22 protein-coding genes are annotated in these 24,586 nt (G+C 70.5%); 14 read left to right on the top strand and 8 right to left on the bottom strand.

Features of this window, described 5'->3' with window-relative positions:
• A complete protein-coding gene (locus JI739_RS21495; RefSeq protein WP_201686059.1) occupies nt 1–1,098 on the bottom strand; it encodes a glycoside hydrolase family 5 protein in 1,098 nt (365 codons plus the stop codon).
• Nucleotides 1,099–1,230: 132 nt separating this feature from the next.
• Nucleotides 1,231–2,892 (bottom strand): hypothetical protein, encoded by a 1,662-nt coding sequence (locus JI739_RS21490; RefSeq protein WP_236589949.1) that lies wholly within the window; start codon nt 2,890–2,892, stop codon nt 1,231–1,233.
• A 123-nt stretch (nt 2,893–3,015) separates the two neighbouring features.
• On the opposite strand from JI739_RS21490, the gene JI739_RS21485 reads away from it, so the two are divergent.
• From JI739_RS21485 to JI739_RS21440, 10 genes are read left to right on the top strand one after another with little or no spacing between them, the layout of a single operon-like run.
• Nucleotides 3,016–4,560 carry an acetolactate synthase large subunit gene (locus JI739_RS21485; protein WP_236589948.1) on the top strand — a complete coding sequence of 515 codons (1,545 nt, stop codon included), beginning with the start codon at nt 3,016–3,018 and terminating at the stop codon, nt 4,558–4,560.
• A gap of 17 nt (nt 4,561–4,577) precedes the next feature.
• Nucleotides 4,578–5,372: an SDR family NAD(P)-dependent oxidoreductase gene (locus tag JI739_RS21480; protein WP_201686056.1), complete on the top strand. Its 795-nt coding sequence runs from the start codon at nt 4,578–4,580 to the stop codon at nt 5,370–5,372.
• Between the two features lie 14 nt (nt 5,373–5,386).
• Nucleotides 5,387–6,424, top strand: a complete 1,038-nt coding sequence (locus JI739_RS21475) for a WD40/YVTN/BNR-like repeat-containing protein (RefSeq protein WP_201686055.1) — start codon at nt 5,387–5,389, stop codon at nt 6,422–6,424.
• 7 nt (nt 6,425–6,431) lie between these two features.
• Nucleotides 6,432–6,899: a VOC family protein gene (locus JI739_RS21470; RefSeq protein WP_201686054.1), complete on the top strand. Its 468-nt coding sequence runs from the start codon at nt 6,432–6,434 to the stop codon at nt 6,897–6,899.
• A gap of 11 nt (nt 6,900–6,910) precedes the next feature.
• Nucleotides 6,911–7,513 carry an amino acid synthesis family protein gene (locus JI739_RS21465; protein WP_201686053.1) on the top strand — a complete coding sequence of 201 codons (603 nt, stop codon included), beginning with the start codon at nt 6,911–6,913 and terminating at the stop codon, nt 7,511–7,513.
• Nucleotides 7,510–8,376, top strand: a complete 867-nt coding sequence (locus tag JI739_RS21460; protein ID WP_435531631.1) for an alpha/beta fold hydrolase — start codon at nt 7,510–7,512, stop codon at nt 8,374–8,376. The genes JI739_RS21465 and JI739_RS21460 overlap by 4 nt, the downstream gene beginning before the upstream one ends.
• Entirely contained in the window at nt 8,366–8,662 is a 297-nt protein-coding gene (locus JI739_RS21455) for an NIPSNAP family protein (RefSeq protein WP_201686052.1), read from the top strand. Before JI739_RS21460 ends, JI739_RS21455 begins: the two co-directional genes overlap by 11 nt.
• 11 nt (nt 8,663–8,673) lie before the next feature.
• Nucleotides 8,674–10,344: a bifunctional 3-(3-hydroxy-phenyl)propionate/3-hydroxycinnamic acid hydroxylase gene (locus tag JI739_RS21450; RefSeq protein WP_201686051.1), complete on the top strand. Its 1,671-nt coding sequence runs from the start codon at nt 8,674–8,676 to the stop codon at nt 10,342–10,344.
• Entirely contained in the window at nt 10,329–11,684 is a 1,356-nt protein-coding gene (locus JI739_RS21445) for an NAD-dependent succinate-semialdehyde dehydrogenase (RefSeq protein WP_201686050.1), read from the top strand. Before JI739_RS21450 ends, JI739_RS21445 begins: the two co-directional genes overlap by 16 nt.
• Nucleotides 11,685–11,689: 5 nt before the next feature.
• Nucleotides 11,690–12,562, top strand: a complete 873-nt coding sequence (locus JI739_RS21440; protein WP_201686049.1) for an alpha/beta fold hydrolase — start codon at nt 11,690–11,692, stop codon at nt 12,560–12,562.
• A 911-nt stretch (nt 12,563–13,473) separates the two neighbouring features.
• Here JI739_RS21440 and JI739_RS21435 read toward each other — a convergent pair.
• The 3 genes from JI739_RS21435 to JI739_RS21425 all read right to left on the bottom strand — a co-directional run bounded on the left by JI739_RS21435 (nt 13,474) and on the right by JI739_RS21425 (nt 18,250).
• Complete coding sequence (locus JI739_RS21435) at nt 13,474–13,983, bottom strand: IS110 family transposase (RefSeq protein WP_201686048.1); 510 nt, start codon at nt 13,981–13,983, stop codon at nt 13,474–13,476.
• A 1,034-nt stretch (nt 13,984–15,017) separates the two neighbouring features.
• Nucleotides 15,018–16,598: a sulfatase-like hydrolase/transferase gene (locus tag JI739_RS21430; RefSeq protein ID WP_201686047.1), complete on the bottom strand. Its 1,581-nt coding sequence runs from the start codon at nt 16,596–16,598 to the stop codon at nt 15,018–15,020.
• 2 nt (nt 16,599–16,600) lie between these two features.
• Entirely contained in the window at nt 16,601–18,250 is a 1,650-nt protein-coding gene (locus tag JI739_RS21425; RefSeq protein ID WP_201686046.1) for a thiamine pyrophosphate-binding protein, read from the bottom strand.
• Between the two features lie 150 nt (nt 18,251–18,400).
• On the opposite strand from JI739_RS21425, the gene JI739_RS21420 reads away from it, so the two are divergent.
• The 3 genes from JI739_RS21420 to JI739_RS21410 are packed head-to-tail and all read left to right on the top strand — an operon-like array spanning nt 18,401 to nt 21,596.
• Nucleotides 18,401–19,141, top strand: coding sequence for an IclR family transcriptional regulator (locus JI739_RS21420; protein WP_201686045.1), 741 nt, complete (start codon nt 18,401–18,403; stop codon nt 19,139–19,141).
• A gap of 48 nt (nt 19,142–19,189) precedes the next feature.
• Nucleotides 19,190–20,161, top strand: a complete 972-nt coding sequence (locus JI739_RS21415; protein WP_201686044.1) for a Bug family tripartite tricarboxylate transporter substrate binding protein — start codon at nt 19,190–19,192, stop codon at nt 20,159–20,161.
• Nucleotides 20,154–21,596, top strand: a complete 1,443-nt coding sequence (locus tag JI739_RS21410) for a sulfatase family protein (protein ID WP_201686043.1) — start codon at nt 20,154–20,156, stop codon at nt 21,594–21,596. Before JI739_RS21415 ends, JI739_RS21410 begins: the two co-directional genes overlap by 8 nt.
• Before the next feature lie 3 nt (nt 21,597–21,599).
• Here the strand turns inward: JI739_RS21410 and JI739_RS21405 are convergent, their stop codons facing one another.
• Nucleotides 21,600–21,998, bottom strand: coding sequence for a VanZ family protein (locus JI739_RS21405; protein WP_201686042.1), 399 nt, complete (start codon nt 21,996–21,998; stop codon nt 21,600–21,602).
• 60 nt (nt 21,999–22,058) lie between these two features.
• Here JI739_RS21405 and JI739_RS21400 point away from each other — a divergent pair, with 60 nt between their 5' ends.
• Nucleotides 22,059–22,487, top strand: a complete 429-nt coding sequence (locus JI739_RS21400; RefSeq protein ID WP_201686041.1) for an NUDIX domain-containing protein — start codon at nt 22,059–22,061, stop codon at nt 22,485–22,487.
• Nucleotides 22,488–22,496: 9 nt separating this feature from the next.
• Here the strand turns inward: JI739_RS21400 and JI739_RS21395 are convergent, their stop codons facing one another.
• The gene (locus tag JI739_RS21395; protein ID WP_201686040.1) at nt 22,497–23,066 is read right to left on the bottom strand and encodes a carboxymuconolactone decarboxylase family protein; all 570 of its coding nucleotides are present in this window, start codon (nt 23,064–23,066) and stop codon (nt 22,497–22,499) included.
• A 46-nt stretch (nt 23,067–23,112) separates the two neighbouring features.
• Nucleotides 23,113–24,435 carry a hypothetical protein gene (locus tag JI739_RS21390; RefSeq protein WP_201686139.1) on the bottom strand — a complete coding sequence of 441 codons (1,323 nt, stop codon included), beginning with the start codon at nt 24,433–24,435 and terminating at the stop codon, nt 23,113–23,115.
• Nucleotides 24,436–24,586 lie beyond the last annotated feature (151 nt).

Raw genomic sequence — 24,586 nt, 5'->3', positions numbered from 1 at the left:
TCAGTCCAGCAGCGCCTGGCGCAGCGGTTCGACCCAGCCCCTGGTCTCGGCCGACCACACCCCGAAGTCCGAGCTGAAGGACCACCAGGTCCAGCCGATGCCGCGGCGCTCGGCTTCGTCGCGCATGTGGCGGGCCCAGGCGGCGCGCGATGCGCCGTCGGCCTCGTGGAACACGCCGAACTCGCCCAGGTGCATCGGCACCCCGTGTTCGCGGTTCCAGCGGCTCGCGCGCTCCATCACCTCGGTCATGGTGCGTCGCTGGCCGGCATCGCAGCAGGCGATGCCCTTGGGCATGGGCTGCGGACGCCAGGTCACGCCCTGGTGGGTGAAATCGAAGGGGTCGTACAGGTGCACCGGCACGATGAGGTTGCGGTCCTTCGGCAGTCGCAATCGAGGCAGCTCGCGCACGTGGTTGTAGCCGCCGGGGCCGATCATCACGGCCCGATCGGGATTGCTCTCGCGCACCACCGCCAGGGCCTGCGCTGCCAGCCGGTTCCAGGGCTCGCCGTCGAGGCGCCCGTTGGGCTCGTTGAGCAGCTCGAAGACCAGCCGGTTCGGCCGATCCTTGTAGCGCTGCGCGATCTGCCGCCACAGGTTGATGAAGCGGGCCTCCACCACGGCGGGCTCGACCCGGAACTCGTGCCGGTGCAGGTCATCGCCGGACAGCTGGTTGTAGTGGTGGACGTTCAGGATCACGTACACGCCGCGCGCGAGCAGCGCATCCACGGCCTGGTCGACTCGGCGCGCGAAGGCTTCGTCGATGGTGGCGTCGGCACTTCGCGCTGCGTGGTTGCTCCACCGCACCGGCAGGCGCACGGTGCGGAAGTTGCGCGCCGCCAGGTCGATGTAGGCGGGTTCGAGCTTCAGGCCCCAGTCGCCTTCGCGCGGAGCCTCCAGCATGTTGCCCAGGTTGATGCCGCGGCCCAGCGCATGGGCCAGCTCGCATGTCGCTGGGGTCACCTGGCGGCAGTCCTGCCGGCCGGACGGGGTTTCGACCGAACGTGAGCTGCCGTTGGCCAGGCCCACGCCCAAGGCGATGGCCAGCACCAGCAATCCCAAAATGGCGGCGGCGAGGCCGCCGCGACGACTCAGGCGCATCGGCCTTCCTCCCGGCATGGTCACGGCCCATTGTTGGGGCAGTGGCCCTGGCGCGGCAGGCTCACGCAGGTAACCGGATGCAAATGTGCGGGCGCTGCGGGGCCACGCCTGTGCGCAACGCGCCTGATCCGCTCAACGTATCGCGATGGAGGGCTGCTGCGTCCACCCCGCTGGTGATGCGACCGGCGGTTGCCAGACCAGCGCCTGCGCCCCGCTCTGGATGCGAATTTCATCGTTATTGGCCGTCAAGCCGAACCAGACCGGCGTCGCCTGCACCAGGAGGTCGAACATCTCGACCTTGTTCGCGCTCACGGTGAGGTTCTCGCCAGCGGCACCTTGGCTGATGAGTACTTGAACGCCCTGTAGAAAGAACTCGGTGAGGAGGCTCGGATTGCCTTCAAGTCGGGACATCTCCAAGGAGTCACTGGACAAGATGATCGATTCGGCGCCCGGGGTCGTCTTCACCGACAGGCGCACCACACCGCCGTACGTGCGAACCGGCGAGTCGGGTAACGTGTCCTTGGCCAGAAGCCGATGCAGTGTGATCGCGAAATCGATCTCCTCAGGCCGAACCCCGGTGACCACCACCCCGAACCTGCCATTGAAGATCAGGCCCGGGTACTGAAGACAATCCCGAGCCTCGACCGTGAAGCTGGACACGGTCCCCGTGGCCCAGGCGGTTCCGGCGATGTTGCAAACACTGCCGCTGCCGTTGTTGGCCAACTGCGTCAGGGCCATTTCGATCAGGGGCAACAGGCGGTCCAGGCGGAGGTCGTCCGCGAGCTCCTGGCCGCGGCGGATCAGCGTCTCGCGGTTGCCGTCGGTCACGACCAGCGGTTGTGGGGGGGACGCCAGCCGCTCCAGATCCGCGAAGGTGATGGGCGCCAAGCTTGCGAACGCGCCGTCTCCCTGGGCGTCCAGGTAAGGCGTGAGGAGCGACTCGTTGCCGGAAGGCAGGATCACCTGGGAGGCCAGACCGGTCAGGATCACCGTACCGTCGCCTTCGCCCGCGATTTCGATCTGAATACGGAAGCTCTGCGTTCCGCCGAGGTCAGGATCATCCTGCACCACCAGCAGGCCATCCAGGCTACCGCCATACCGGTAGTTCAGCAGTTGCGCGTCGCGAGTTCGGCCGCGATAAACCGATCTCATCTTTAATTGGCGGCCTGTGACGGTCATCAAGCTTCTGCCGGCCGCGCTGATCTGCATGTCGCCGTTGACGAGCCTCGAGCCGTCGCGCGTCTTGACCAACAGGTCCTCGAAGTCCGCGCGCATGACCTGATAGGCAAACCCCGTGCCGGAGCTTAGCTCGGTGATCAGCTCCATGGCGATCGAACCGTTCAACACCTCGTCGGACTGGTCCAGCGCGCAATTCGTGGCCGTGAACCGGCGCATCCTGTCCGACTCCGCCACCAGCCGGATGCTTCCGCTTTCGCACTTGATGAAATCCCTGAATTCGTCGTGTTCCTTGGTCACGAGGCCGGTTTCCATTCTGTAAAGGCGCTCAAGCAGGCTGCGCAGCCCGGACAAAGCAGCCGGTCCCGCCGACTTGGTTTCGGTCGGCTCGAGGCGGCCGCCGAAGACAGCCAGAACGGATGGCCCACGGATGCCCTCGACCACCAGCTTGGCGTGAACGATGGCCGCCTGGTAGTTGGCTTCGGTCAACTTCAGCGTCGGTTCCGCCGAGCCCGATCCGCCGCCACAGCCGGCCAGTCCCAATCCCGCCGCCAGCGCCACCCCCATGACCAGGTTGCGCCCCCCGGTCCAGGGTCGACAAAAGGCGTACAAGCTCACCATGACAATTCCTTTCGATTTACTGAATGGCCAAATTTAGCTCTGCAGTGCTACTCAAGCAATCTTTTTAATCAGTTGCCAGATTCTCAAAAATTGATAAAGTGGCCATCAAAGGAATTGCCCATGACCACTGGAGCCCACGCCCTGCTCGACGCCCTGCATGCGCAGGGGGTGGCGGTCTGCTTCGCCAACCCCGGAACGACCGAGCTGGACCTGGTTCGCGCGGCCGAGGAGGGCACGGGCATGCGGTTCGTGCTGGGCATGCAGGAGAACGTGTGCACCGGCGCGGCCGACGGCTGGGGGCGCATGAGCGGGCGTCCGGCGGCCACGCTGCTGCACCTGGGGCCGGGGCTGGCCAACGGCATCGCCAACCTGCACAACGCGCGGCGCGCCCGCACGCCGGTGGTGAACGTGGTGGGCGACCACACCAGCTGGCACCTGCCGTACGACGCGCCGCTGGCCAGCGACATCGATTCGCTGGCGCGACCGGTGTCGGCGTGGGTCCACCGCATCGACAGGCCTGCCGATGCCGCGCCCGCCGCCCGCGAGGCGGTGCGCCAGGCCGTGATGGGCGGCGGCGTGGCGACGCTGATCTTTCCCGCCGACCACCAGGCCGCATCCACCCCGGCCGACGCACCCGTCCCGACGGCCGAGGCCGGCATGCCGCCGCCCTCGGCCTGGGACCCGGCGGGCGTGGACCGCGCCTTGCGCGCGTCCCGCAGGCCGCTCTTCCTGCTCGGTGGCGTCGGCGAGCACGGTGCGCTCAGCGCACGCGGCCAGCGGGCGGTCGCGCGGCTGCTGTCGGTCACGGGCGGAACGGCCTATGCCGAAACCTTCCCGGCGCGGGCCGAACGTGGCGGTGGCCTGCCGGCCTTCGACCGGCTGCCGTACTTTCCGGAGCCGGCCCGCGCGGCGCTCGATGCGGCCGACCTGGTCGTGCGGGTCGGCGCGCTGCCGCCCATCACGTACTTCGGCTACCAAGGGCACCCCAGCGAACTGGTGGGGGCGGACCGCCTGCTGTGCGTGTGCGAACCGGGCGAAGACGCGGCCACGCGCCTGGAGGAGCTGGCCGACCGCATGGAAGCGCCGCCCTACCTGGAGCCGGCCCTGTCGTTGCCGCCCGTGGAGCCCGGCGCGCTCACGCCGCCGCGCATCGCGGCCACCGTCGCCGCGGCGCTGCCCGAGGGCGCCATCGTCTCGGTCGAAGGCGGCACCTGCGGCTATCCCTTCTACGCCGCCTCGGCCGGCGCGGCCCGCCACACCACGCTGACCAACACCGGCGGCGCCATCGGGCAGGGCCTGCCCGTGGCCCTGGGCGCGGCCCTGGCCTGCCCGGGCCGGCCGGTCATCGCGCTGCTGTCCGACGGCAGCACGCAGTACACCGTGCAGACCCTCTGGACGCTGGCGCACGAGGGCCTGCCGGTGGTGGCGCTGATCGCGGCCAACCACCAGTACGCCATCCTGCGCAACGAACTGCGGCGCGGCGGCGAGCTCGGCCCGCGGGCGCAGGCGCTCACCAGCCTGGACGCACCCCGCGTCGACTGGGTCTCGCTGGCGCGCGGCTACGGCGTGGCCGCCACCCGCGCCGCCACCACCGCCGAACTCGACGCGCAGCTGCGCGCGGCGCTCGCCACGCGGGCGCCGGCCCTGATCGAAATGTCTCTTTGACAAGAAGGAAGCAAGCCATGGACCTCAGACTCGAGGGCAAGGTCGCGGTGGTCACCGGCGGCAGCCTGGGCATCGGCCGCGCCATCACCGAAGCGCTGGCCGCCGAGGGCGTGCGCGTGGCCATCGTCGCGCGCAGCCGGGCCACGCTGGAGCGCGCCGCCGCCGAGATCAGCGAGGCCAGCGGCACGCCCGTGTTCGCCGCGCCCGCAGACGTGGCCAGCACCGAGCAGGTCGAGGCCATGATGCGCGAGGTCGAAGAGCGATTCGGCCGCATCGACATCCTGGTCAACGGCGCGGCCCATCCGGGCGGCCTGGTGCGCAGCGCCATCGAAGAGGCCGACCCCGAGGGCCTGCTGCAGGACATCGACATCAAGGTCGTGGGCTACATGCGCTGCGCCAAGGCCGCCGCCGCAGCCATGAAGCGCAACGGCTGGGGTCGCATCATCAACATCGGCGGCCTCACCGGCCGTGGCAGCAAGCAGCTCTCGGGCCTGCGCAACGTCGCCATCTGCCACATGACCAAGGTGCTGTCCGACCAGCTCGGCCCGCACGGCATCACCGTCAACGTGATCCATCCCGGCGTGGTCGAGACCCCGCACATCCGCGAGCTGTACGAGAAAGAGGCCAGGCTGCAGGGCCTGAGCGTGCAGGAGGTCGAGGCCAACTACGCCCGGGCCACGCCGATACGGCGCGTGCTGCAGCCGGCCGAGATCGCCGACGTGGCGCTGTTCCTCGCCTCCGACCGGGCCGCCGCCATCACCGGCGAATCCATCGGCGTGGACGGCGGCATCACCCGCGGCATCTTCCTGTGAGCCGGGGGCACGCCATGCAGGGAACCCTACTCGTCGCCACCGCCGGCCAAGGCATTCTGCGCAGCGCCGACGACGGCGCCAGCTGGCACCGCCTGGGCCTGAAGGAAGCGATCGAATTCGACGGCGTGGTCCGCAGCCTGGCGGTCGATCCGCGCGACCCCACGCGCGTGTTCGCCGGGGCCGACTGCGGCATCTGCCTGAGCACCGACGGCGGCGCGCACTTCGGCCGGCTGGAGTCGCCGGCCAACGACATGACCGTCTGGGCGCTGGCCATCGATCCGTCCGACCCGCGCCATGTCTTCGCCGGCACCGGCGCGCCGCAGCGCGCGGCCATGTTCCATTCGGCCGACGGTGGCAACACCTGGCGACGCCTGGGCGTGGAGTTGCCCGAGTTCTGCCGCGGCGTGAACCGGCCGCGCATCCTGTCCATCTGCATCGACCCGGACAACGGCCGCGATGTCTGGTTCGGGGTGGAGGAGGGTGGCGCCTGGCGCAGCCGCGACCGCGGCGAAAGCTGGGAGCGCGTGGACACCGAAGGCAGTGGCATCGGCAGCAGCGACATCCATGCCATCGCCGTGCTGCCCGCCGGGCCGGGCGGCGGCAAGTGCCAGCTCGTGCTCACCGTCAACAGCGTCCACACCAGCGTCGACGATGGGCGCACCTGGTCGGGAGTGCCCTCGCGCGCGCGCTTCGACGGCATGTACTACACCCGCACGGTGCAGCCGCTGCCGGGCGACGCCGACACGCTGCTCATCGCGATCGGCGACGGCACGCCCGGCACGCGCAGCCGCATCTACCGCTCCACCGACCGCGGTGCCACCTGGACTCCGAGCGTGCTGCACACCGCGCCCAACTCCACCTTCTGGGCCTTCGGGGCGCATGCGTCCGATCCGGCGCTGCTGTTCGCCGGCACCAAGTACGGCCACCTGTTCCGATCCACGGACGGCGGCCGCAGCTGGTTCAAGGAGTGGCGCGACTTCAGCGAAATCACCGCCGTCGCCTGGACGCCGTTCTCCGCGCCCGTCACGGCGCATCCCCAATCCATCGACTGAGGCGCCCATGGAAACCCGCCCGCGCATCCGCCGCACCCATATCGCGCTGTTCGTGAAGGACCCCTTCGCCTCGGCCCCCTGGTACGAGGACGTGCTGGGCATGCAGGTCACCGCCACGGGGCCGCACTGGGTCTTCCTGTCGTTCGGGCAGAAGCACCACGACATCGCCCTGATCCGCGCCGAGCCGGCCCCTGCCGGCACCGACCCGCGTGGCCCGGTCAACATGCAGCACTACGGCCTGGAGATCGAGGGCGACGAGGACGAGTTGCGGCGCCTGTACGGCATGTTGCTGCGCCGGAAGGTGCCCGTGGTCAAGACCACCGACCACAAGGTCGGCCTGGGCCTTTACTTCACCGACCCCGACGGCCACCGCTTCGAGTTCTTCTGCGAGACCGTGCACGACGACGAAGAGGGCAAGCGCCTGCTGCACGAGTACGACGCCCCCAGCGACCCCTACGACCTGAAGCCTCTTTGAAAGGCCGCCCCATGAAGACACCCAACTTCGGCCCTTTCCATATCCGCAAGTGGTACCTGCAGGTCGAGGACACGCTGGCCAACGAGTCGGGCGTGGCGGCCGATGGCGAGCCGGTGCGAAAGATCGTCATCGCCGCCGCGGTGCACAACCCGTATGCCGGCCGCTTCGAGCCCGACCTCTCGGGCTTCATCGAGCCCTCGCCCGCCCTGGGCGCCGAGTTCGGCCGGCGCATCCGCGAGGCCGCGGCCGGCGCCGCGATCCACAGCTACGGCAAGGCCTGCCTGGTGGGCGTCGACGGCGAGTACGAACACGGCAACGCCTTGCTCACCAACCCCGCGGCCAACCCGGTGCGCGAAGCCGTGGGTGGCGGCAAGTCGTGGGTGCCCTCCACCGGCAAGCGCGGCGGACCGGGCACGCCCATCGACATCCCGTTGGCGCACAAGGACGCGCTGTATGTGCGCTCGCACTACGACACCGTCACCGCCACCTTCAACGATGCGCCCAACCGCGACGAGCTGCTGGTCATCTGGGCCTTCGCCACGCGTGGGCGATTGCATGCGCGCCTCGGCGGCTTGCGCGCCTCGGAAATCAAAGGCCAGGACGGCCTGGTGTGACCGACCTTCGCCGCGACTACTTCCTGCCGGTCGACGACCTGCGCCTGCACGTCACCGAGTGGGGCGATGCGGCCGCGCAGCCCATCGTCATGCTGCACGGCATCCGCGGCTATGCCGAAACCTTCGCGGGCATCGCCGCCGCCCTGCAGCCGGGCTACCGCGTGATCGCCTACGACCAGCGCGGACGCGGCCGCAGCGACTGGGACCCGCGGCGCCGCTACGACACGCCCGCCTACGTCGGCGACCTCGAAGCCGTCGTGGCGCAGCTGGGGCTCGATCGATTCGACTTGCTGGGCCACTCCATGGGCGGCATCAACGCCATCGTGTACGCGGCGCGGCATCCCGCGCGCGTGGGCCGGCTGGTCATCGAGGAGGCCGGCCCCGGCGCCTTCGAACACTCGGCCGGTGCGCGGCGCATCCAGGCCGAGCTGCGCAGCACGCCGGCCTCGTTCGACAGCTGGGAGCAGGCCACCGCCTTCATGCGGATGCTGCGCCCCACGGTGACCGAAGCCGCACGCGAGCAGCGGCTGCGGTCCATGCTCAAGCCGGCTCCGGACGGCGGCTTCACCTGGCGCTACGACCACGCCGGCATCGCCGCCACCCGGCTGGCGCCCGACCCGGCCAAGGTGATCGACCTGCAGCCGCTGGTGGCCGGGCTGGACTGTCCCGCGCTGCTGGTGTTCGGCGATCGCTCGGACTACATGCAGCCGGCCATCGTCGAGCGCATGGGCGCGCTGAACCCGCGCCTTCGCTTGGCGCGGATCGCCGGCGCCGGCCATTACGTGCACGACGACAACCCGGCGGACTTCTGCGCCGCCGTGCGCTCATTCCTGCAGGAAACGGAGGACCCGCATGCTCGTTGAAATGCGCACCTACAGCTTCGGCCCCGGGGGCGCCGCCGACTACCTCAAGGCCTACAACGGCCGCCCGCGCCAGCTGCAGTCCGAAATCCTGGGCCGCCTGCTCGGGCTGTACCAGAGCGAGGTCGGCGAGCTGAACCAGCTGGTCTTCCTGTGGGGCTTCGACTCGCACGACGAACGCGACCGGCGCCGCCGCGCCCTGATGGCCGACGCCGAGTTCGCCGAGTTCCGTCGTGGCACGCGCCACCTGGTGCTGCGCCAGGAGAACCGGCTGCTATCCGCGGCCTGAGCGGACCCGCCATGGCCATGCTCGAAGTTCCGGTGCTGGTGGTGGGCGCCGGGCCCGTGGGGGCCACGATTGCCAACCTGCTGGGGGTCTACGGCGTGCGCACGCTGGTCGTCGATCGCAGCCCGCAGATCCTGGACTACCCGCGCGCCGTGGGCCTGGACGACGAGGCCATGCGCACCTTCCAGGCCGCGGGCCTGGCCGACGCGATGCTGCGCGACATGATCCAGAACGTGCCGATGCGCATGGTCTCGGCCACGGGCGAGTGCTTCGCCGAGATCCTGCCCAGCACGCAGGAGTTCGGCTGGTTCCGCCGCAACCTGTTTTCGCAGCCGCTGGGCGAGCGCGTGCTGCGGCAGGGGCTGCAGCGCTTCGAGCACGTCGAACTGCGCCTCGGCCAGGAGCTGGTGGGATTGCGGCAGGACGACCATGGCGTGGACGCCGTGCTGCGGCTGGACGACGGTGACACCCAGCTGGTGCGCGCGAAGTACCTGCTGGCGGCCGATGGCGGCCGCAGCACCGTGCGCGACCTGCTGCAAGTGCCCTACGACGGCAAGACGCATCCGCGCAAGTGGGTGGTGATCGAGTGCGACAACGACCCGCTGGACGCGCCCTACACCGCGCTGCACTGCGACCCGCACCGGCCCTATGTCTGCCTGCGGCTGCCCTATGGCCTGCGCCGCTGGGAATTCATGCTGTACCCCGGCGAGGACGGCGAGCAGATGCTCCAGCCCGACAAGGTGCGCGAGCTGTTGTCGCGGCACGTGCCCGACCCGTCGGCGCTGAACGTGATCCGTGCCCGCGTCTACACCCACAACTCGCGCGTGGCCCGCCGCTTCGTCTCGCACCGCGTCTGCCTGGCCGGCGACGCCGCGCACATCACGCCGCCCTGGATCGGCCAGGGGCTGAATGCCGGCCTGCGCGATGCCTTCAACCTGGCCTGGAAGGTGGCCTGGATCCTCGACGGCCGTCTCGACGCCCGCGTGCTGGAGAGCTACCAGCTGGAGCGCCACACCCATGCCAAGGCCATGATCGAACTGGCCGACCTGTTCGGCGCGGTGCTCTCCATCACCCAGCCGGCCACGGCCTGGCTGCGTGACCGCCTGCTGCTGGCGTTGCGCCACGTGCCGGCGCTGCGGGACTATGTCCTGCAGATGAAATTCAAGCCCATGCCGCGCTTCACCGAGGGTGTGGTGCTGAATGCGTCGGGACCGCGCGCCGACCGCGTGGGCCGCATGTTCATCCAGCCCCGGGTCGAATGCGAGGACGGCCGGGTGCTGCGGCTCGACGACGTGCTGGGCCCGGGCTTCGCCCTGCTCACCTGGCAGCGCGAGCTGGTGTCGGGCGGTCCACCCGCCCTGCGGCAGCGGCTCGCCGCGCTGGACGCGCAAGTGGTGACCGCCACCCGCGGCCGCAGCGTGCAATCGATGCGCCTGAAGGCTGCGCCGCCGCCCGACGTGCGGCTGATCGAGGACTACGAGAACGCGCTGCACTTCTGGTTCCAGCGCGCCGGGGCCGACTGGGTGCTGCTGCGCCCGGACCGCTATGTCGCGGCCCTGGGCACGGCCGACGAGCTGCCCCTGTGCATCGAAGCGTTCTGCCACGCCTTCGCCCCGCCTGCGGCCACCGCTGTGCCCGAAGCCGTCACGCAGCCCCTGAAAGACCCCGCATGTACACCGACCTGAGCCTCTACATCGACGGCGAGTTCATCGGCAGCGACGCCAGCCGCACCAGCCGCGCCGTCCACAACCCGGCCACCTTCGACCTGCTGGGCCGGCTTCCGCTGGCCACGGCGGCCGACCTGGACCGGGCACTGGCGGCGGCGCAGCGCGCCTTCGCCGGCTGGCGCCGCAGCTCGCCACTGGAGCGCTCCGCCGTGCTGCGCCAGGTGGCCGCGCTGGCGCGCGAGCGGGCCGAGGCCATCGGCCGCGACATCACCCTGGACAACGGCAAGCCGCTGGCCGAGGCGGTGCAGGAGGTGGCGGGCAGCGCCGAGCAGGCCGAGTGGCACGCCGAGGAGTGCCGCCGCATCTACGGCCGCGTGGTGCCTCCGCGCAGGCCCGAGGTGCGCCAGCTGGTGCTGCGCGAACCCGTGGGCGTTTGCGCCGCCTTCAGCCCCTGGAACTTCCCCTTCAACCAGGCCATCCGCAAGATCGCCGCCGCGGTCGGCGCCGGCTGCACGGTGATCATCAAGGGCCCCGAGGAGTCGCCCAGCGGCGTGGTCCACCTGGCGCGCCTGTTCCACGAGGCCGGCCTGCCGCCGGGGGTGCTCAACGTGGTCTGGGGCGTGCCGCCCGAGGTGTCGCGCCACCTGATCGAATCGCCCATCGTGCGCAAGGTGTCCTTCACCGGCTCGGTGCCGGTGGGCAAGCAGCTGGCGGCCATGGCCGGCGCGCACATGAAGCGCATGACGCTGGAGCTGGGCGGCCACTCACCCGTGCTGGTGTTCGACGACGCCGACGTCGAGCGCGCGGCCGAGATGCTGGCGCGCTTCATCGACCGCTTCACCGAGGTGCTGGCCGCCACGCGGGTGGGCAACGGTCTGCAGGCCGGCGTGCAGATGGGACCGCTGGTCCACGAGCGGCGCGTGGCCAGCATGCGGGATCTGGTGGCCGATGCGCGCCAGCGCGGTGGCCGCGTGCTCGCCGGTGGCGACACCCTGGCCGGTCCCGGCCACTTCTTCGCGCCGACCGTGCTGGTCGACCTGCCGGACGAGGCGCAGGTCATGCGCGAGGAGCCCTTCGGCCCGGTGGCGCCGGTGGTGCGCTTCAGGGACGTGGACGAAGTCCTGCGCCGGGCCAACAGCCTGCCTTTCGGCCTCGCGTCCTACGTGTTCACCGAGTCGCTCAAGACTGCGGCGGCGGTGTCCGACGGGCTGGAGGCGGGCATGGTCAACATCAACCACTTCGGCATGGCCCCGGCCGAGTTGCCTTTCGGCGGTGTGAAGGACAGCGGCATCGGCAGCGAGGGCGGCAGCGAGACCTTCGATGGCTATCTCGTGACCAAGATGGTCACGCAGGTCTGAACGGCATGCCCTTCATCGAGCGGCCCTGCGGTTCGATCTTCTACCGGCAGGAGGGCTCGGGATCGCGGGCGCTGGTGTTCGTGCACGGGGCGCTGTGCGACCACACCGACTGGAACCCCCAGCTGGACCACTTCGCCGCGCGCGGCTGGCAGGTGCTGGCGCCCGACCTGAAGGGGCACGGGCAGTCCAGCCGCACGCCGGGAGGCATCGGCGTCGAAGCGTTCTCGCGCGACCTGCAGGCATTGATCGAGCACCTGGGCCTGGAGCGCGTGGTGCTGGTGGGGCACAGCATGGGTTGCCGGGTGGTGCTGCAGACGTGGAGCGATTTGGGCGATCGGGTGGCGGGCGTGGTGCTCGTCGATGGGGCCTACCTGGCGTCGGGCCTGTTGCCACCGGACGCGGACCGCGAAGTGCTGGCGCGGCAGGCGAGCGAGCGGGCCGAGGCGCTGTACCGGCAGGTCGAGCCGGCGGTGCGCGCGCGGCGCGGCTTCGGGCAGATGTTCTTCGATCCGCGCTTTGACCGCGAACGTGACGCGGCGATCGAACGCGCGGCCTCGCTCCCGCCGCATGTCGCACGCGAGCTGATGCCCGATTTCGCAGCCTGGGACCTGCGGCACATGGAACCGGTGTTGGCGCGGCTGGACGTGCCGGTGCTGGCGGTCGCCTGCACCTGGATGGACAGCGGGCACGAGCGGCGTCCACTGGCCGAGGGGGTGGACACGCCCTGGCTGCAGGCGCTGCGCCAGCATGTGCCGCAGGCGACGGTGCTGCGCTGGTTCGGCGGCGGTCACTTCCCGATGATCGAGCAGCCGCAGCGGGTGAATGGAGTGATCGAGGCTTGGATGGAGGAGTGGGGGATGGGTCGTGGCTCGTCTTGAACGTTGTTGGCTGGCTCGCCCGAGCCTTCTCCCGTCCGTTCGCCCTGAGCCTTCTCCCGTCCGTTCGCCGTGAGCCTTCTCCCGTCCGTTCGCCCCGAGCCTTGTCCCGTCCGTTCCCCCTGAGCCTTGTCCCGTCCGTTCCCCCCGAGCCCTCTCCCGTCCGTTCGCCCTGAGCTTGTCGAAGGGCCTCTGAAGGGGTGTTGCCGGAGAAGACTTCCTTAAAGTGATTCCTGTAGCGTTCGCTGCAAGCCGGGTCTCGCCCCGGCGGGCGACCGACTTTCTTTTGCTTCGCCAAAAGAAAGTCGGCAAAGAAAAGGCGACCCTACTGTCTGCGACCCCGGCGCTGCGCGCCGGGGCGACCTGCGCCGAAGGCCTCGGGCCGGGGTCCGCGCAAACTCGGCCCTGCGGGCCTCAGACACGCGCGGCCCTTGATCCGGCCCGAGACCTCCGGCGCAGGCGCAGCCACAAGGGCTTCGGAATTCAACACGGCCTGCGGCCGTGTCCTTCGTTGGGGTGGGTACACCGACGCTTCTTCGCTCGCAGTGCCCCCATCCAGGCCGAGCGCAGCGATGGCCCGGGACGAAAATCCCCTGTGGCTGCGCCGAGGAGCGCAGGACGGCGGGGAAAAAGAAGCGCAGATGTTTGAGCCCCGCAGGGGCGAGTTTCTGCGCTTCCCCCGCCGTCCGAGCACCGCAGGTTGCCCTCGGCGCCCGCAGGGCGTCGAGGGACGCAGACAGTGGGGTCGCCTTTTCTTTGGTCACTTTCTTTTGGCGAAGCAAAAGAAAGTGACTCGCCCGCCGGGGCGAGACCCGGCTTGCAACGATTGCTACAAAACCCGGTTCAAAGAGGTGTTCTCCGACGATACCTTCTCAGGGGCCCTTCGACAGGCTCAGGGCGAACGGAGGGGCGGCTCAGGGCGAACGGAGGGGCGGCTCAGGGCGAACGGAGTGGGGCGGCTCAGGGCGAACGGAGTGGGACTGCTTCAGCGCGGTTCGTTGCTTTTGGACCAGCGTGCGCTCACGCAGCAGTGCATCCAGGCTCTCCTGCGGCTGCGTCAAAGGGCGCCACGTGCGCAGCTGGTCGTGCTCACGCTGTACGAAGCGCGCGATCACCCGCGCGTCCAGCCGATCGGTCTTTCCTCGCTGGCCAAGGCCCTGGGCGTACCGCTTGATGTCCCGAGGATTGAGCACGAACACGGCCACTCCATGCGCATGGGCCAGACGGGCCAGCTCCCGGTGATACGCCCCGGTCGACTCCAAGCCGAGGAAGCTGCCTGCCGGCACGGACCTCAGCCACTTCGTGATGGCCTTGGCCTGGTTGTCGATGCGGTGCACCTGCTGGCTGCCGTGCAATGAAATGTCCAGGTGCGCCGAGGCGACGTCCACCCCGAAGAACTGGGCTTTCTGCGGATCCTCATTCATTGTCAAAATGCCGGGGCCGGAGTGGGGCTCTTGCAGCGGCGTCAGCTTGCAAAAATCGGCGCTCGTTCCTTTGGAACGGCGCTAGGTTCCTAATCGACGCTCGGTGCCAGAGTGGGGCTTTCACTCAATGTGTCGGTCGAACGGGCTTTGTTCGCCGATGCCTGTCGATGTCCCTCCACTCCGGCACCTTGCTCCTTTCTTGATGGTTCGTTGTCGAGCTACGAACCATACAAGCCTGTCGAAGGGCCCCTGAGAAGGTGTTGCCGGAGAACACTCTTTGAACCAGGTTTTGTAGCAGTCGTGGCAAGCCGGGTCTCACCCCGGCGGGCGACCGACTTTCTTTTGCTTCGCCAAAGGAAAGTCGGCAAAGAAAAGGCGACCCTGCTGTCTGCGACCCCGGCCCGAGGCCTTCGGCGCAGGCGCAGCCACAAGGGCTTCGGAAATCAACACGGCCTGCGGCCGTGTCCTTCGTTGGGGTGGGTACACCGACGCCTCTTCGCTCGCAGTGCCCCCATCCAGGCCGAGCGCAGCGATGGCCCGGGACGAAAATCCCCTGTGGCTGCGCCGAGGAGCGCAGGGCGGCGGGGAAAAAGAAGCGCAGATGTTTGAGCCCCGCAGGGGCGAGTTTCTGCGCTTCCCCCGCCGTCCGAGCACCGCAGGTTGCCCTCGGCGCCCGCAGGGCGTCGAGGGACGCAGACAGTGGGGTCGCCTTTTCTTTGGTCACTTTCTTTCGGCGAAGCAAAAGAAAGTGACTCGCCCGCCGGGGCGAGACCCGGCTTGCAACGATTGCTACGAAACCCGGTTCAAAGAGGTGTTCTCCGACGATACCTTCTCAGGGGCCCTTCGACAGGCTCAGGGCGAACGGAGGGGCGGCTCAGGGCGAACGGAGTGGGGCGGGCTCAGGGCGAACGGAGTGGGGCGGGCTCAGGGCGAACGGAGTGGGGCGGGCTCAGGGCGAACGGAGTGGGGCGGGCTCAGGGCGAACGGAGTGGGGCGGTTCAGGGTGAACCTCACCCGCGGCCGGTGCGACCGCCTCACCACCGCCCAATCAATATCCCCATCATCCGTTCGTGCGCATGCGTGCGCTCGAGCACCTGTTGTGACGACTCCGTGGTGCGGCGCCGGCTGCTCGCCAGCCAGCGCAGCAGGTCCTCCCGCATCGCGCGGCGCACCGGCTCCAGGCCCGGGTCGGTGCCCAGGTCGTGCAGCTCCTGCGGGTCCTCTTGCAGGTCGAAGAGCTGGCTGCGGTAGCCCTCCCACCAGATGTACTTGTAGCGCTCCCCGCGGACCATGAAGCCGTTGCATTCCTGCGGCCCCCGGCCGAGGAAGGTGCGGGCTTCGCGGTAGGCGTAGTCCAGGTGGCCGAACACCTGGCTGCGCCACTCCCCGGGTTGCCCGCCCCGTAGCAGGGGCAGCAGCGAACGGCCTTCCACCCGGTGCTCCTGCGAGGGCAGCCCCAGGAAATCCAGCACCGTCGGAACCACGTCGATGCACTCCACCATCGCCTCGCTGGCCGTGCCCCGGCTCGCGCGCGCCGCAGCCGACGGGTCGCTCACGATCAGCGGGATGCGCATCACCGGTTCGAAGAAATACTCCTTCTCGCCCAGCCAGTGGTCGCCCGCCAGGTCGCCGTGGTCGGAGGTGAAGACGATCAAGGTGTCGTCCAGCCGGCCGAGCTGCTCCAGCCGGTCCAGCAGGCGGCCCAGCTCGTCGTCGATCTGCTTGACCAGTCCCATGTACACCGGCCGGATCGCGTCGACCACGTGGTCCTGTGCGAAGCACTCCGATTCCTCCAGCCGCTGGTAGGCGCCGAACACCGGATGCGGGTCGACCCGCTCGTGGTCCGCGCGCACCGGGCGCGGCGCGTCGGCGGCGCCGTACAGGGTGTGGTAAGGCGCCGGCGCCTTGTAAGGCCAATGCGGCTTGATGTAGCTCAGGTGCAGCGCCCAGGGCGTGTCACCCTGTTGCTCGATGAACCCGATCGCGCGCGAGGTGAGGTAGGCGGTCTCGGAATCGGCCGCCGCCACGCGCGCGGCCAAGGGGGCATTGCGCATGTACCAGCCGCTCGCGAACTGGCCGTCCGCGCCGGTCGAGCCGATCACGTAGTCGGTCCACGGTGTCGGGCCTTTGTAGCCCTGGTCGATCAGGTACCGGCGATAGGGGCTGTCCGCTGCCGGCTCGAAGTGTCCGTCGTAGCGCTCCACCGGCGTGAAGCCGCCCTCGTCCAGCAGGCGGCGCTGCTCCGGGTCCGGACGCAGGCGGCGCAGGCGGGCGGCGTCGGGCACGAAGTGGGTCTTGCCCAGCAGGTGCAGGGGCCGGCCGGCCTCGGCCAGGTAGTCGCCCAGCGTGAGCTCGTCCAGCGGAAGCGGCACGCGGTTCCAGGTGACGCGGTGAGAGATGGGATAGCGGCCGGTGTAGAACGAGGTGCGCGAAGGGCCGCACACCCCCGAGGTGACGAAGGCGCGGTCGAAGCGCAGGCCGCGTGCGGCGATGCGGTCGATGTTCGGGGTCTGCAGCACGCCGCCATAGCAGGAGAGGTAGTCCGGCCGCAGCTGGTCGCACATGATGAACAGCACGTTGCGGCTGCCCGGCTGGCGGATGTCTGCTGTCTGCATGATCAGATGCGCGGGCCGGAGAAGGGCCGCGCGAAGGGACCGATCGCGTCCATGTCGAACTCCACCAGCGTGGCCGGCGCCGGGCTGGCCAAGGCCTCGCGCAACTGCGCGCCCAGCCGGTCCAGGCTGGCGATGCGGGTGTAGGCGTAGCCGTGGGCCTTGGCCAGCAGGCCGAAGTCGGGCGTGTGCAGGTCGGCGTAGAAGCGGCGGCCACCGAACTGCTCATCGGCCAGGTTGCGCAGGATGCCGTAGCCCTTGTCGTTCATCACCAGCAGCACGACGCCGGTGTTTTCCTGCACGGCGGTGGGCAGTTCCGCGGCGTTGAGCATGAGGCCGCCGTCGCCCACCAGCACCAGCGTGCGGCGCCCCGGTGTGCCGACCGCCGCGCCGATGGCCATGGACAGTCCCTGGCCGATGCCGCCGCCCGAGGCATGGGCCGATTGGCGCGGCTCGAACAGCCTGAACAGGCGGTGGCCCCAGGTGCTGCTGGAGATGGTCATGTCGCGCACCCAGTTGAACCCGGTGCCGGCGGCCGCCTGCAGCTCGTCGCACACCGCGGCGTAGCGCCCCAGGTTCTCACGCATCTGGGCCTCGGCCGCGGCGCGGGCGGCGCGCAGGTCGGCGTGGAAGCCCGGGTCGGTGCGCAGGCGGCCCTCCAGCCGGTCGGCCAGGGCGTCCAGGGCCAGCGCCGCGTCGGCGCAGACGAAGGCCTCGCTGGCGTAGCCGCGGCCCTCGGCCTGCGGGTCGACGTCGATGCGAAAGCGCCGCTCGGGCAGCGCCAGCGTGTGCCGGGCGGTCTCGGGCACCCGCAGCTTGGACCCCGCCACGAGCAAGGCATCGCACCCGGCGTACAGACGCGCGATGGGCGGCTGCAGGTTGAAGGCGCCCAGGGTGCGCGGATCGTCCTCGGGCACCACGCCCCGGCCCTGGATGGTGGTCACCGCGCCGAAGCCGAGGTCGAGCAGGCGTCGCGCACCGCTGCCAGCGTGGCGGGCGCCGCCGCCCAGCCACAGCAAAGGCCGCCGGGCCGAGGCCAGCGCATCGGCGAGCCGGTCGATGTCGGCGGCATCCGGCCGCGGCACGGTCACGGCCAGCGGGCGGATCGAACCAGGCGGGCGCGACACACGGGCGCCTTGCAGGTCGATGGGGATCTCCACGCTCACCGGCCCGCAAGGCGGCGTCATCGCCACGCGCAGCGCCTCGCGCAGGGTGCCCAGCGCGGTGTCGGCCGACCAGACCCGGAACGCCGCCTTGCCCGCCGCGCCGAGCATGGCGCGCTGGTCCTTGGCTTCGTGAACGTCGCCCCAGCCCCGGTCCAGGTAATCGAGGTTCACCTGTCCGGTGATGTGCAACAGCGGCGTGCCGGCGGTCTGGGCCTCGATCAGCGCGCCGCAGGCGTTGCCGGCCCCGGCGCCGGTGCTGGTCACCGCCACGCCGACACGGCCCGTGACCCGCGCATGCCCGTCGGCCATGTTCACCGCGCCGGCCTCGCCGCGCGCGCACACGTAGCGGGTCTTGCCCAGCCGGTGGATGGCCTCGAGCAGCGGCAGGTTGTGCACGGACAGCACGCCGAAGACGGCCTCGACGCCGGCGGCGTCGAGCAGCCGGGCCAGCAGGTCGCCCACCGTGGGCAGCAGCGGTTCTGAAGTCATCGGAAGGTCTTTCGCAGGGAAGCCATGGCCGGGAATGTAGCGAATTCCCTGAAAAGATTCCACTTTCTCAGATTCCGAGAATGAGCTAGCATGGCGGCAACCTTGTGCGTAGCCCCTACAGTTGCGCCGCTACTCACAAGGACAGGACGGATGGCAAGCGGACTCACGAAGGCGGTAAGCGTGCTCGATGCTTTTTCGGATGGCTCACCCGTGCTCAGCGCCGAGCAGATCTGCGCGCGGGGCGGCTACGCCACGGCCACGGGCTATCGCTACATCCGCGACATGTGCGAGGCCGGCTTGCTGGTGCGGCTGCCGCAGGGCTACGCGCCCGGGCCGCGGATCATCGAGTGGGACTACATGATCCGCGCCAACGACCCGCTGCTGCGCAACAGCCACGACCTGGTGTCGCGGCTGGTGGCCGACACCGGGCTGGAGCTGCTGCTCAGCCAGCTTTACGGCGACCGCATCGTCAACGTGTACTACGAGCACAGCGCCTCCAACGAGCCGCTGGAGCTGGGCCGAGGCCGGGTGATGCCGCTGTTCCGGGGGTCCACCTCGCGCGTGATCCTGGCGGAGATGCCGCAGCGGCAGTTGCGCCGCTTGTACGAGGCCCACAAGGACGATGCGGACCTGCAGGCGATCGGCGACTCCTGGAAGTCCTTCAGCCGGGCGCTGGACGAGGTGCGCGAACAAGGGCACGTGGTCTCGACCGGCCAGCTGCACCCCGACAAGACCGGCATCTCGGCACCGGTCTTCGGCGTGCAGAACCACATCCTGGGCAGCCTCACCCTGATCGGCTCCACCTCGCGCTTCGGCGCGCTGCGCGAAGACTACGTGGTGGCCTGCGTGAAGGACGCGGCCCAGGAGATCACCCGGCGCATCGCCGGATAGCCGCCCGGCGAGTCGCCGGTCCATCGAGTGCAAACGCAAGGAGCTTCCATGACCATGAATCGGCGTCTCGTCCTGCAGTCCCTGGCCCTGTCGGGCCTGTCGGCCCATGCGGCCCAGGCTTTCGCGCAGGGTGGCGTCCTGAAGATCCTGGTGGGGTTTCCGCCCAGCGGGCTGCCCGACCAGGTGGCCCGGGCCCTGGCCGATCCGCTCGGCCGGGCGCTGGGTGTGGCAGGCGTGGTGGAGAACCGGCCCGGCGCCAACGGACGCATCGCCGCGCAGGCGGTCAAGAACGCGCAGCCCGACGGCAAGACCCTGCTGGTGGTGCCGGCCTCGGGCATGGTGCACCTGCCGCACGTCTACAACAACCTGGGCTACGACCCGTTCACCGACTTCACGCCGGTGGCGCAGCTGGTGGAAAACGACTTCGCCATCGCCATCAGCCCCAAGGTGCCAGCCACCACGCTGCGCGAGTTCATCGAGTGGGCGCGCCAGCACCCGGACCAGGCCACCTTCGGTTCGCCGGGGCAGGGGTCGTCGCCGCACTTCATGGGCGTGACCCTGGCCAAGGCGGTGGATGCGCCGCTCAAGCACGTGCCTTATCGGGGCAGCAACTTCGCCGTGGGCGATGTCTCGGGCGGGCACGTGACGGCCATGATCGCGGCCTCGACCTTCGTGGCCAATGCCCACAAGGCGGGGCAGGTGCGCATGCTGGCCAGCACGGGGGCGAAGCGGCTGGCGGCCACGCCGGACGTGCCGACATTCACCGAGCTGGGCATTGCCAACCTCCATCTGTCGGAGGGCACCTGGCTGATGGCGCCGGCGCGCACGCCAGCCGATGTGGTGGACAAGCTCGGCGCGGCGGCGCTCGCCGCGGTGAGGTCGCCCGAGATGATGAACGTGATCAAGGACCAGGCGCAGCCGGCACCGCTCGGGCCGGCGCAGCTGTCGCGGCTGATGCGCGAGGAGTACGAGCGGCGCGGCGCCGGCATCCGCGCGGCCGGGTTCAGCATCAATGGATGACCGGCGAGCGCCCTTCCGGCAGGTCGTCCTGATCTGCTCGGACGAGCACGATCCGCGGCACAGCGGCTTCGGCGGCAGCACGCTGGTGAAGACGCCGCACCTGGACCGCCTGGCGGCGCAGGGTGCGCAGTTCACCCGCTGCTGGACGCCCAGCCCCCTTTGCGTGCCGGCGCGGGCCAGCCTGGCCACCGGCCTGTGGGTGCACCAGCACCGCTGCTGGGACAACGCCATCGCCTACGACGGCGGGCTGCCTTCCTGGGGGCACCGCCTGCGGGCCGCCGGCATCCGCGTGGAGTCGATCGGCAAGCTGCATTACCGCGACGCCCAGGCCGACACCGGCTTCGACCGCCAGCACGAGCCCATGCACCTGGCCGAAGGCAAGGGACAGGTCTGGGGCAGCGTGCGCGATCCGCTGCCCGAGGTGGGCGGCGGCGCACCCCTGTTCAAGCGCATGGGGGCGGGCGAGTCCGACTACAACCGTTTCGACCGGCGCGTGGCCCAGAAGGCCGCCGACTGGATCGCGGCGCGTGGCCGCGAGGGCGATGCCGCGCCGGCCGCGCTGTTCGTGGGCCTGGTGGCGCCGCACTTCCCGCTGGTGGTGCCGCAGCCCTATCTCGACCTGTACCCGCCGGACAGCCTGCCGATGCCGAAGCTGCGCCCGCAGGACGGCTACACCCGGCATCCCTGGGTGGAGCGCCTGGCCAACTACAACCGGCTCGACGAGCAACTGGGCAGCGACGCGCAACGGCGGCTGGCCATGGCCTGCTACTTCGGGCTGGTGAGCTTCATGGACGAACAGGTCGGCCGAGTCCTGCGGGCGATCGACGAATCCGGCATGGCCGAGGACACCCTGGTGCTGTACTTCAGCGACCACGGTGACAACCTCGGCGCGCGCGGGCTGTGGAACAAGTCGGTGCTGTACCGCGAATCGACGGCGGTGCCCATGCTGCTTCGCGGCCGCGGCATTGCCGCGCGCGCCGTGCAGACGCCGGCCAGCCTGGTCGACGTGTTCCCCACGGTGTTGCAGGCGCTGGGCGTGGAGCCGCCCGCGGAGCTGCCGGGGCGGTCCCTGCTGGACCAGCTGGAGCGCCCCGACCCCCATCGCTGCGTGCTCAGCGAATACCACGCCATCGGCTCGCCCACGGGCGCTTTCATGCTGGCCGCGGGCGACTGGAAGCTGCACGAGTACGTGGGCTACCCGCCCGAACTGTTCGACCTGGCGAACGACCCGCAGGAACTGCACGACCTGGCCGCCTCGCCCGCGCATGCCGGCGTGCTGCGCGAACTGCAGGCCGTGCTGCGCGAGCGGCTCGATCCGCTGCGGGTGGACCGGCTCGCCAAGGACGACCAGAACCGGCTGGTGCAGGCCAGCGGCGGCCGCGAGGCCGCCCTGGCGATCGGCCGCATCGGGGCCACGCCGGCACCGCGCGGCTGAGGGTCAGCCGGGCCGACGGGCCGGGGCCTCGCTGGCACGCAACCAGAGCAGCCGCCCGAGCAGGGCGCCGCCCAGGTCGATCAGCACGTCGCGCAGGGCTGGATGCCGACCCGGCACCAGCGTCTGCAGGGACTCGGTCGCCAGTGCCAGCAGCAGGGCCAGCAAGAGGGCGCGCCAGGTGCCCGCCCGCCCGCGGCCGAACACGGGCGAAGCCGCGAGCACGCCGAACAGGATGACATGCGCCAGCGCGGGCCAGGGCAGCTCGCTGCCCAGGGCGGCATGGGCGCTGTCCTTGAGGGCGGCGGGCATCAGCGTGCCGATGAAGATCAGGATCGCCGTGGTGGCGAGCACCAGCAGCGGCGGAAGGCGCGGCGGCACGCGGGCTGCTTCGAACAAGGGCATGGCGTGATTGTCCCGTCGCCAGGGGCTCGCGCGGGGCGGCGGCGCGGAACAATGCGGGCCATGGCTTCGGTGATTTCCTGCGGCGTGCTCATCGTGAACGAACGTGACGAGTTGCTGCTGGCCCATGTCACCGGCCAGCGTCAGTGGGACATCCCCAAGGGCCTGCCGGATGCGTCCGAGACGCCGCGCCAGGCGGCCGTGCGCGAGGTGCTGGAGGAAACCGGCATCACGCTGCGTGCCGACGAGCTGGAGGACCTGGGCGTGTTCGCCTACCTGCCGCGCAAGGCGCTGCACCTGTTTCGCGCCGCGCGTGGTTCGGCCATGCTGGAGCTGTCCACGTGCCGCTGCAGCAGCCAGTTCCGCACGCGCTGGGGCAAGACCCTGCCCGAGGTCGACGCCTTCCGCTGGGCCCGACGCGAAGAGATCGGCGAGTTGTGCATTCCCCGCTTGGCGCAAGTGCTGCGGCAGGCCTGGCCGCCGAGTGGTTGAACGGGTGGCTCAGCAGTCGGGCATCGGCGGCAGCGGCGCGGCCGCACTCGCGGGCACCTCGGTGCGCGCGCCGTTCATGACCATCGATAGCAGGGTGTAGTAGCCATTGATCCCCAGCAGGTCGACCACGCCCTGCTCACCGAAAAGCGCCACGGCGCGCGCCCAGGTGGCATCGCTCACGCTGCGGTTGCGGTGCAGCTCGGTGGAGAACGCCACCACGACGGCTTCATCCTCGGGCAAGCCGTCGGGCTGTCGGCCTTCCGCGATGGCCGCGATGGTGGCGGGCGCCACGCCCTCGCGCTGCGCGATGGGCGCGTGGATGGCCCACTCGACTTGCTGCGACCACTGCCGCGCCGTCACCAGGATGGCCAGCTCCGACAACCGCAGCGACAGGGCGCTGCGGTAGCGCAGGTACTCGCCCATCCGCTGCGCATGGCCCATGAACTCGGGGCTGCGCAGCAAGGGGACGAAGGGCGAGAGGAGGGCGCCGCGAGGGCCGCGGATGACCTCGTCGGCTTCGCGGCGCTGCGATTCGGTCCATTCGGCGGGCGGGATGGGGGGAAGGCGATCGGGCTTCATGGTCGCGCATTGTGCGCGGCCATGTGACGGGCCCCTGCGGCGTCCGTCATTCGATGGGGGCAGGCGCCGGCGGCGGCGGCGGCGGCTCGGGTGCGGGTGCGGGCTCTGGCGCCGGGGCAGGCGGGGCCGGCGGCGGCGGCTCGGGAGCGGGCGCGGGTGCAGGCGCGGGAGCGGGTGCGGGCTCTGGCGCCGGGGCGGGCGGAGCCGGCGGCGGCGGCTCGGGAGCGGGCGCGGGAGCGGGTGCGGGCTCTGGCGCCGGGGCGGGCGGGGCCGGCGGCGGCTCGGGTGCAGGTGCAGGTGCAGGTGCAGGTGCAGGTGCAGGCGCAGGCGCAGGTGCAGGCGCAGGCGCAGGCGCAGGTGCAGGCGCAGGCGCAGGCGCAGGCGCAGGCGCAGGCGCAGGCGCAGGCGGCGGCGGTGGCGGCGGTGGCGGCGGCGGTGGCGGCGGCGGTGGCGGCGGCGGTGGCGGTGGCGGTGGCGGTGGTGGTGGTGGCGGTGGCGGCGGCGGCGGCGGCGGCGGCGGCGGTGGTGGCGGCGGTGGCGGCGGTTCAGGCGCAGGCGCAGGCGCAGGCGGCGCCACGGGCGCGGGCGTCGGCGGGGCACCGCCACCTTCGTCTCCGGTGCTCGTCGCCTGCTTCGCAGCGCGGGAGTAGAAGCCGATCTGCCGGTCGTCGCGCAAGGCCAGCGCCACCAGCCGGTTCGGCTCGGTCTTGCGGTCGAGATACGCCACGCCGGTCAACCGGGTGCCATCAGGGTGGCCGAAGCAGGTGGTGCCGGTGTAGGTCAGCGACAGGTCGAACACGTTGCGACCGGTGGGCCGGGGGCTGGCCGTGCCGTCGAGTCGGCAGCTGGGTGATGCGACCCACTGGAACACGCCGGCGCTGTCGATGGTGACCACCGTGCTGCCGCTGAGGGCGTAGGTGCCTGCCACGGCCGAGGTGCTCGCCGGTTGCTCGTAATGGGGGTCGTAGGACAGCAGCAGGCGGGGCCCGTCGGGGGCACCGGCATCGATCGTGGACCGTGGCGAATAGCCTCCGGCGTAGGCCAGCAGGCGCCATTGGTCGGTGACGAAGGAGTAGTCGGTCAGGCGTGCGCTGAAGCTCGAGCCGACCGCGTCGCTGATGCCCTGCAGCGCGCCGCGGATCTCCACCGTGTTCACATAGACGCCCCAGGTGCTGCCGTCTTCCAGCACCACCAGGTCCACCCGGTGTCCGGCCGAGTCCTGCCCGGCCCAGATGCCCTCGGGCGCGGTACGCAGGCTGGTGGAGACGGCATCGCCGCCCCCCTCGCCCCCACCCCCGCCACCGCCGCAGCCGGCGGAAAGCAGCGTGGCGACGACGAAAGTGGTTCGAAGGGGAATCTGGTAACGCACGGCAACTCCTGAGGGAGCGTCCAGGGTAGGCGCGCAGGCTCAGGCGCAGTCGGGGCGCTTACACCTGATTGCAGGTGTGACGCGCTCGACCATTGCATTCATCGGCGTCCATGGGGTGCGTGTTTCAATGCGGCGGACATTCTTTCCAACC

The sequence above is a fragment of the Ramlibacter aurantiacus genome, from assembly GCF_016722895.1.
Lineage (GTDB): Bacteria > Pseudomonadota > Gammaproteobacteria > Burkholderiales > Burkholderiaceae_C > Ramlibacter > Ramlibacter aurantiacus.
Note: the sequence above shows the minus strand (reverse complement) of the source record. Positions and strands in the feature narration are given on the sequence as shown.

Excerpts from the sequence above, each read along its gene's own strand:
- JI739_RS21495 (WP_201686059.1), bottom strand. The coding sequence starts at position 1,098 with ATGCGCCTGAGTCGTCGCGGCGGCCTCGCCGCCGCCATTTTGGGATTG.
- JI739_RS21485 (WP_236589948.1), top strand. The coding sequence starts at position 3,016 with ATGACCACTGGAGCCCACGCCCTGCTCGACGCCCTGCATGCGCAGGGG.
- JI739_RS21480 (WP_201686056.1), top strand. The coding sequence starts at position 4,578 with ATGGACCTCAGACTCGAGGGCAAGGTCGCGGTGGTCACCGGCGGCAGC.
- JI739_RS21475 (WP_201686055.1), top strand. The coding sequence starts at position 5,387 with ATGCAGGGAACCCTACTCGTCGCCACCGCCGGCCAAGGCATTCTGCGC.
- JI739_RS21470 (WP_201686054.1), top strand. The coding sequence starts at position 6,432 with ATGGAAACCCGCCCGCGCATCCGCCGCACCCATATCGCGCTGTTCGTG.
- JI739_RS21465 (WP_201686053.1), top strand. The coding sequence starts at position 6,911 with ATGAAGACACCCAACTTCGGCCCTTTCCATATCCGCAAGTGGTACCTG.
- JI739_RS21455 (WP_201686052.1), top strand. The coding sequence starts at position 8,366 with ATGCTCGTTGAAATGCGCACCTACAGCTTCGGCCCCGGGGGCGCCGCC.
- JI739_RS21450 (WP_201686051.1), top strand. The coding sequence starts at position 8,674 with ATGGCCATGCTCGAAGTTCCGGTGCTGGTGGTGGGCGCCGGGCCCGTG.
- JI739_RS21445 (WP_201686050.1), top strand. The coding sequence starts at position 10,329 with ATGTACACCGACCTGAGCCTCTACATCGACGGCGAGTTCATCGGCAGC.
- JI739_RS21440 (WP_201686049.1), top strand. The coding sequence starts at position 11,690 with ATGCCCTTCATCGAGCGGCCCTGCGGTTCGATCTTCTACCGGCAGGAG.
- JI739_RS21435 (WP_201686048.1), bottom strand. The coding sequence starts at position 13,983 with ATGAATGAGGATCCGCAGAAAGCCCAGTTCTTCGGGGTGGACGTCGCC.
- JI739_RS21430 (WP_201686047.1), bottom strand. The coding sequence starts at position 16,598 with ATGCAGACAGCAGACATCCGCCAGCCGGGCAGCCGCAACGTGCTGTTC.
- JI739_RS21425 (WP_201686046.1), bottom strand. The coding sequence starts at position 18,250 with ATGACTTCAGAACCGCTGCTGCCCACGGTGGGCGACCTGCTGGCCCGG.
- JI739_RS21420 (WP_201686045.1), top strand. The coding sequence starts at position 18,401 with ATGGCAAGCGGACTCACGAAGGCGGTAAGCGTGCTCGATGCTTTTTCG.
- JI739_RS21415 (WP_201686044.1), top strand. The coding sequence starts at position 19,190 with ATGACCATGAATCGGCGTCTCGTCCTGCAGTCCCTGGCCCTGTCGGGC.
- JI739_RS21410 (WP_201686043.1), top strand. The coding sequence starts at position 20,154 with ATGGATGACCGGCGAGCGCCCTTCCGGCAGGTCGTCCTGATCTGCTCG.
- JI739_RS21405 (WP_201686042.1), bottom strand. The coding sequence starts at position 21,998 with ATGCCCTTGTTCGAAGCAGCCCGCGTGCCGCCGCGCCTTCCGCCGCTG.
- JI739_RS21400 (WP_201686041.1), top strand. The coding sequence starts at position 22,059 with ATGGCTTCGGTGATTTCCTGCGGCGTGCTCATCGTGAACGAACGTGAC.
- JI739_RS21395 (WP_201686040.1), bottom strand. The coding sequence starts at position 23,066 with ATGAAGCCCGATCGCCTTCCCCCCATCCCGCCCGCCGAATGGACCGAA.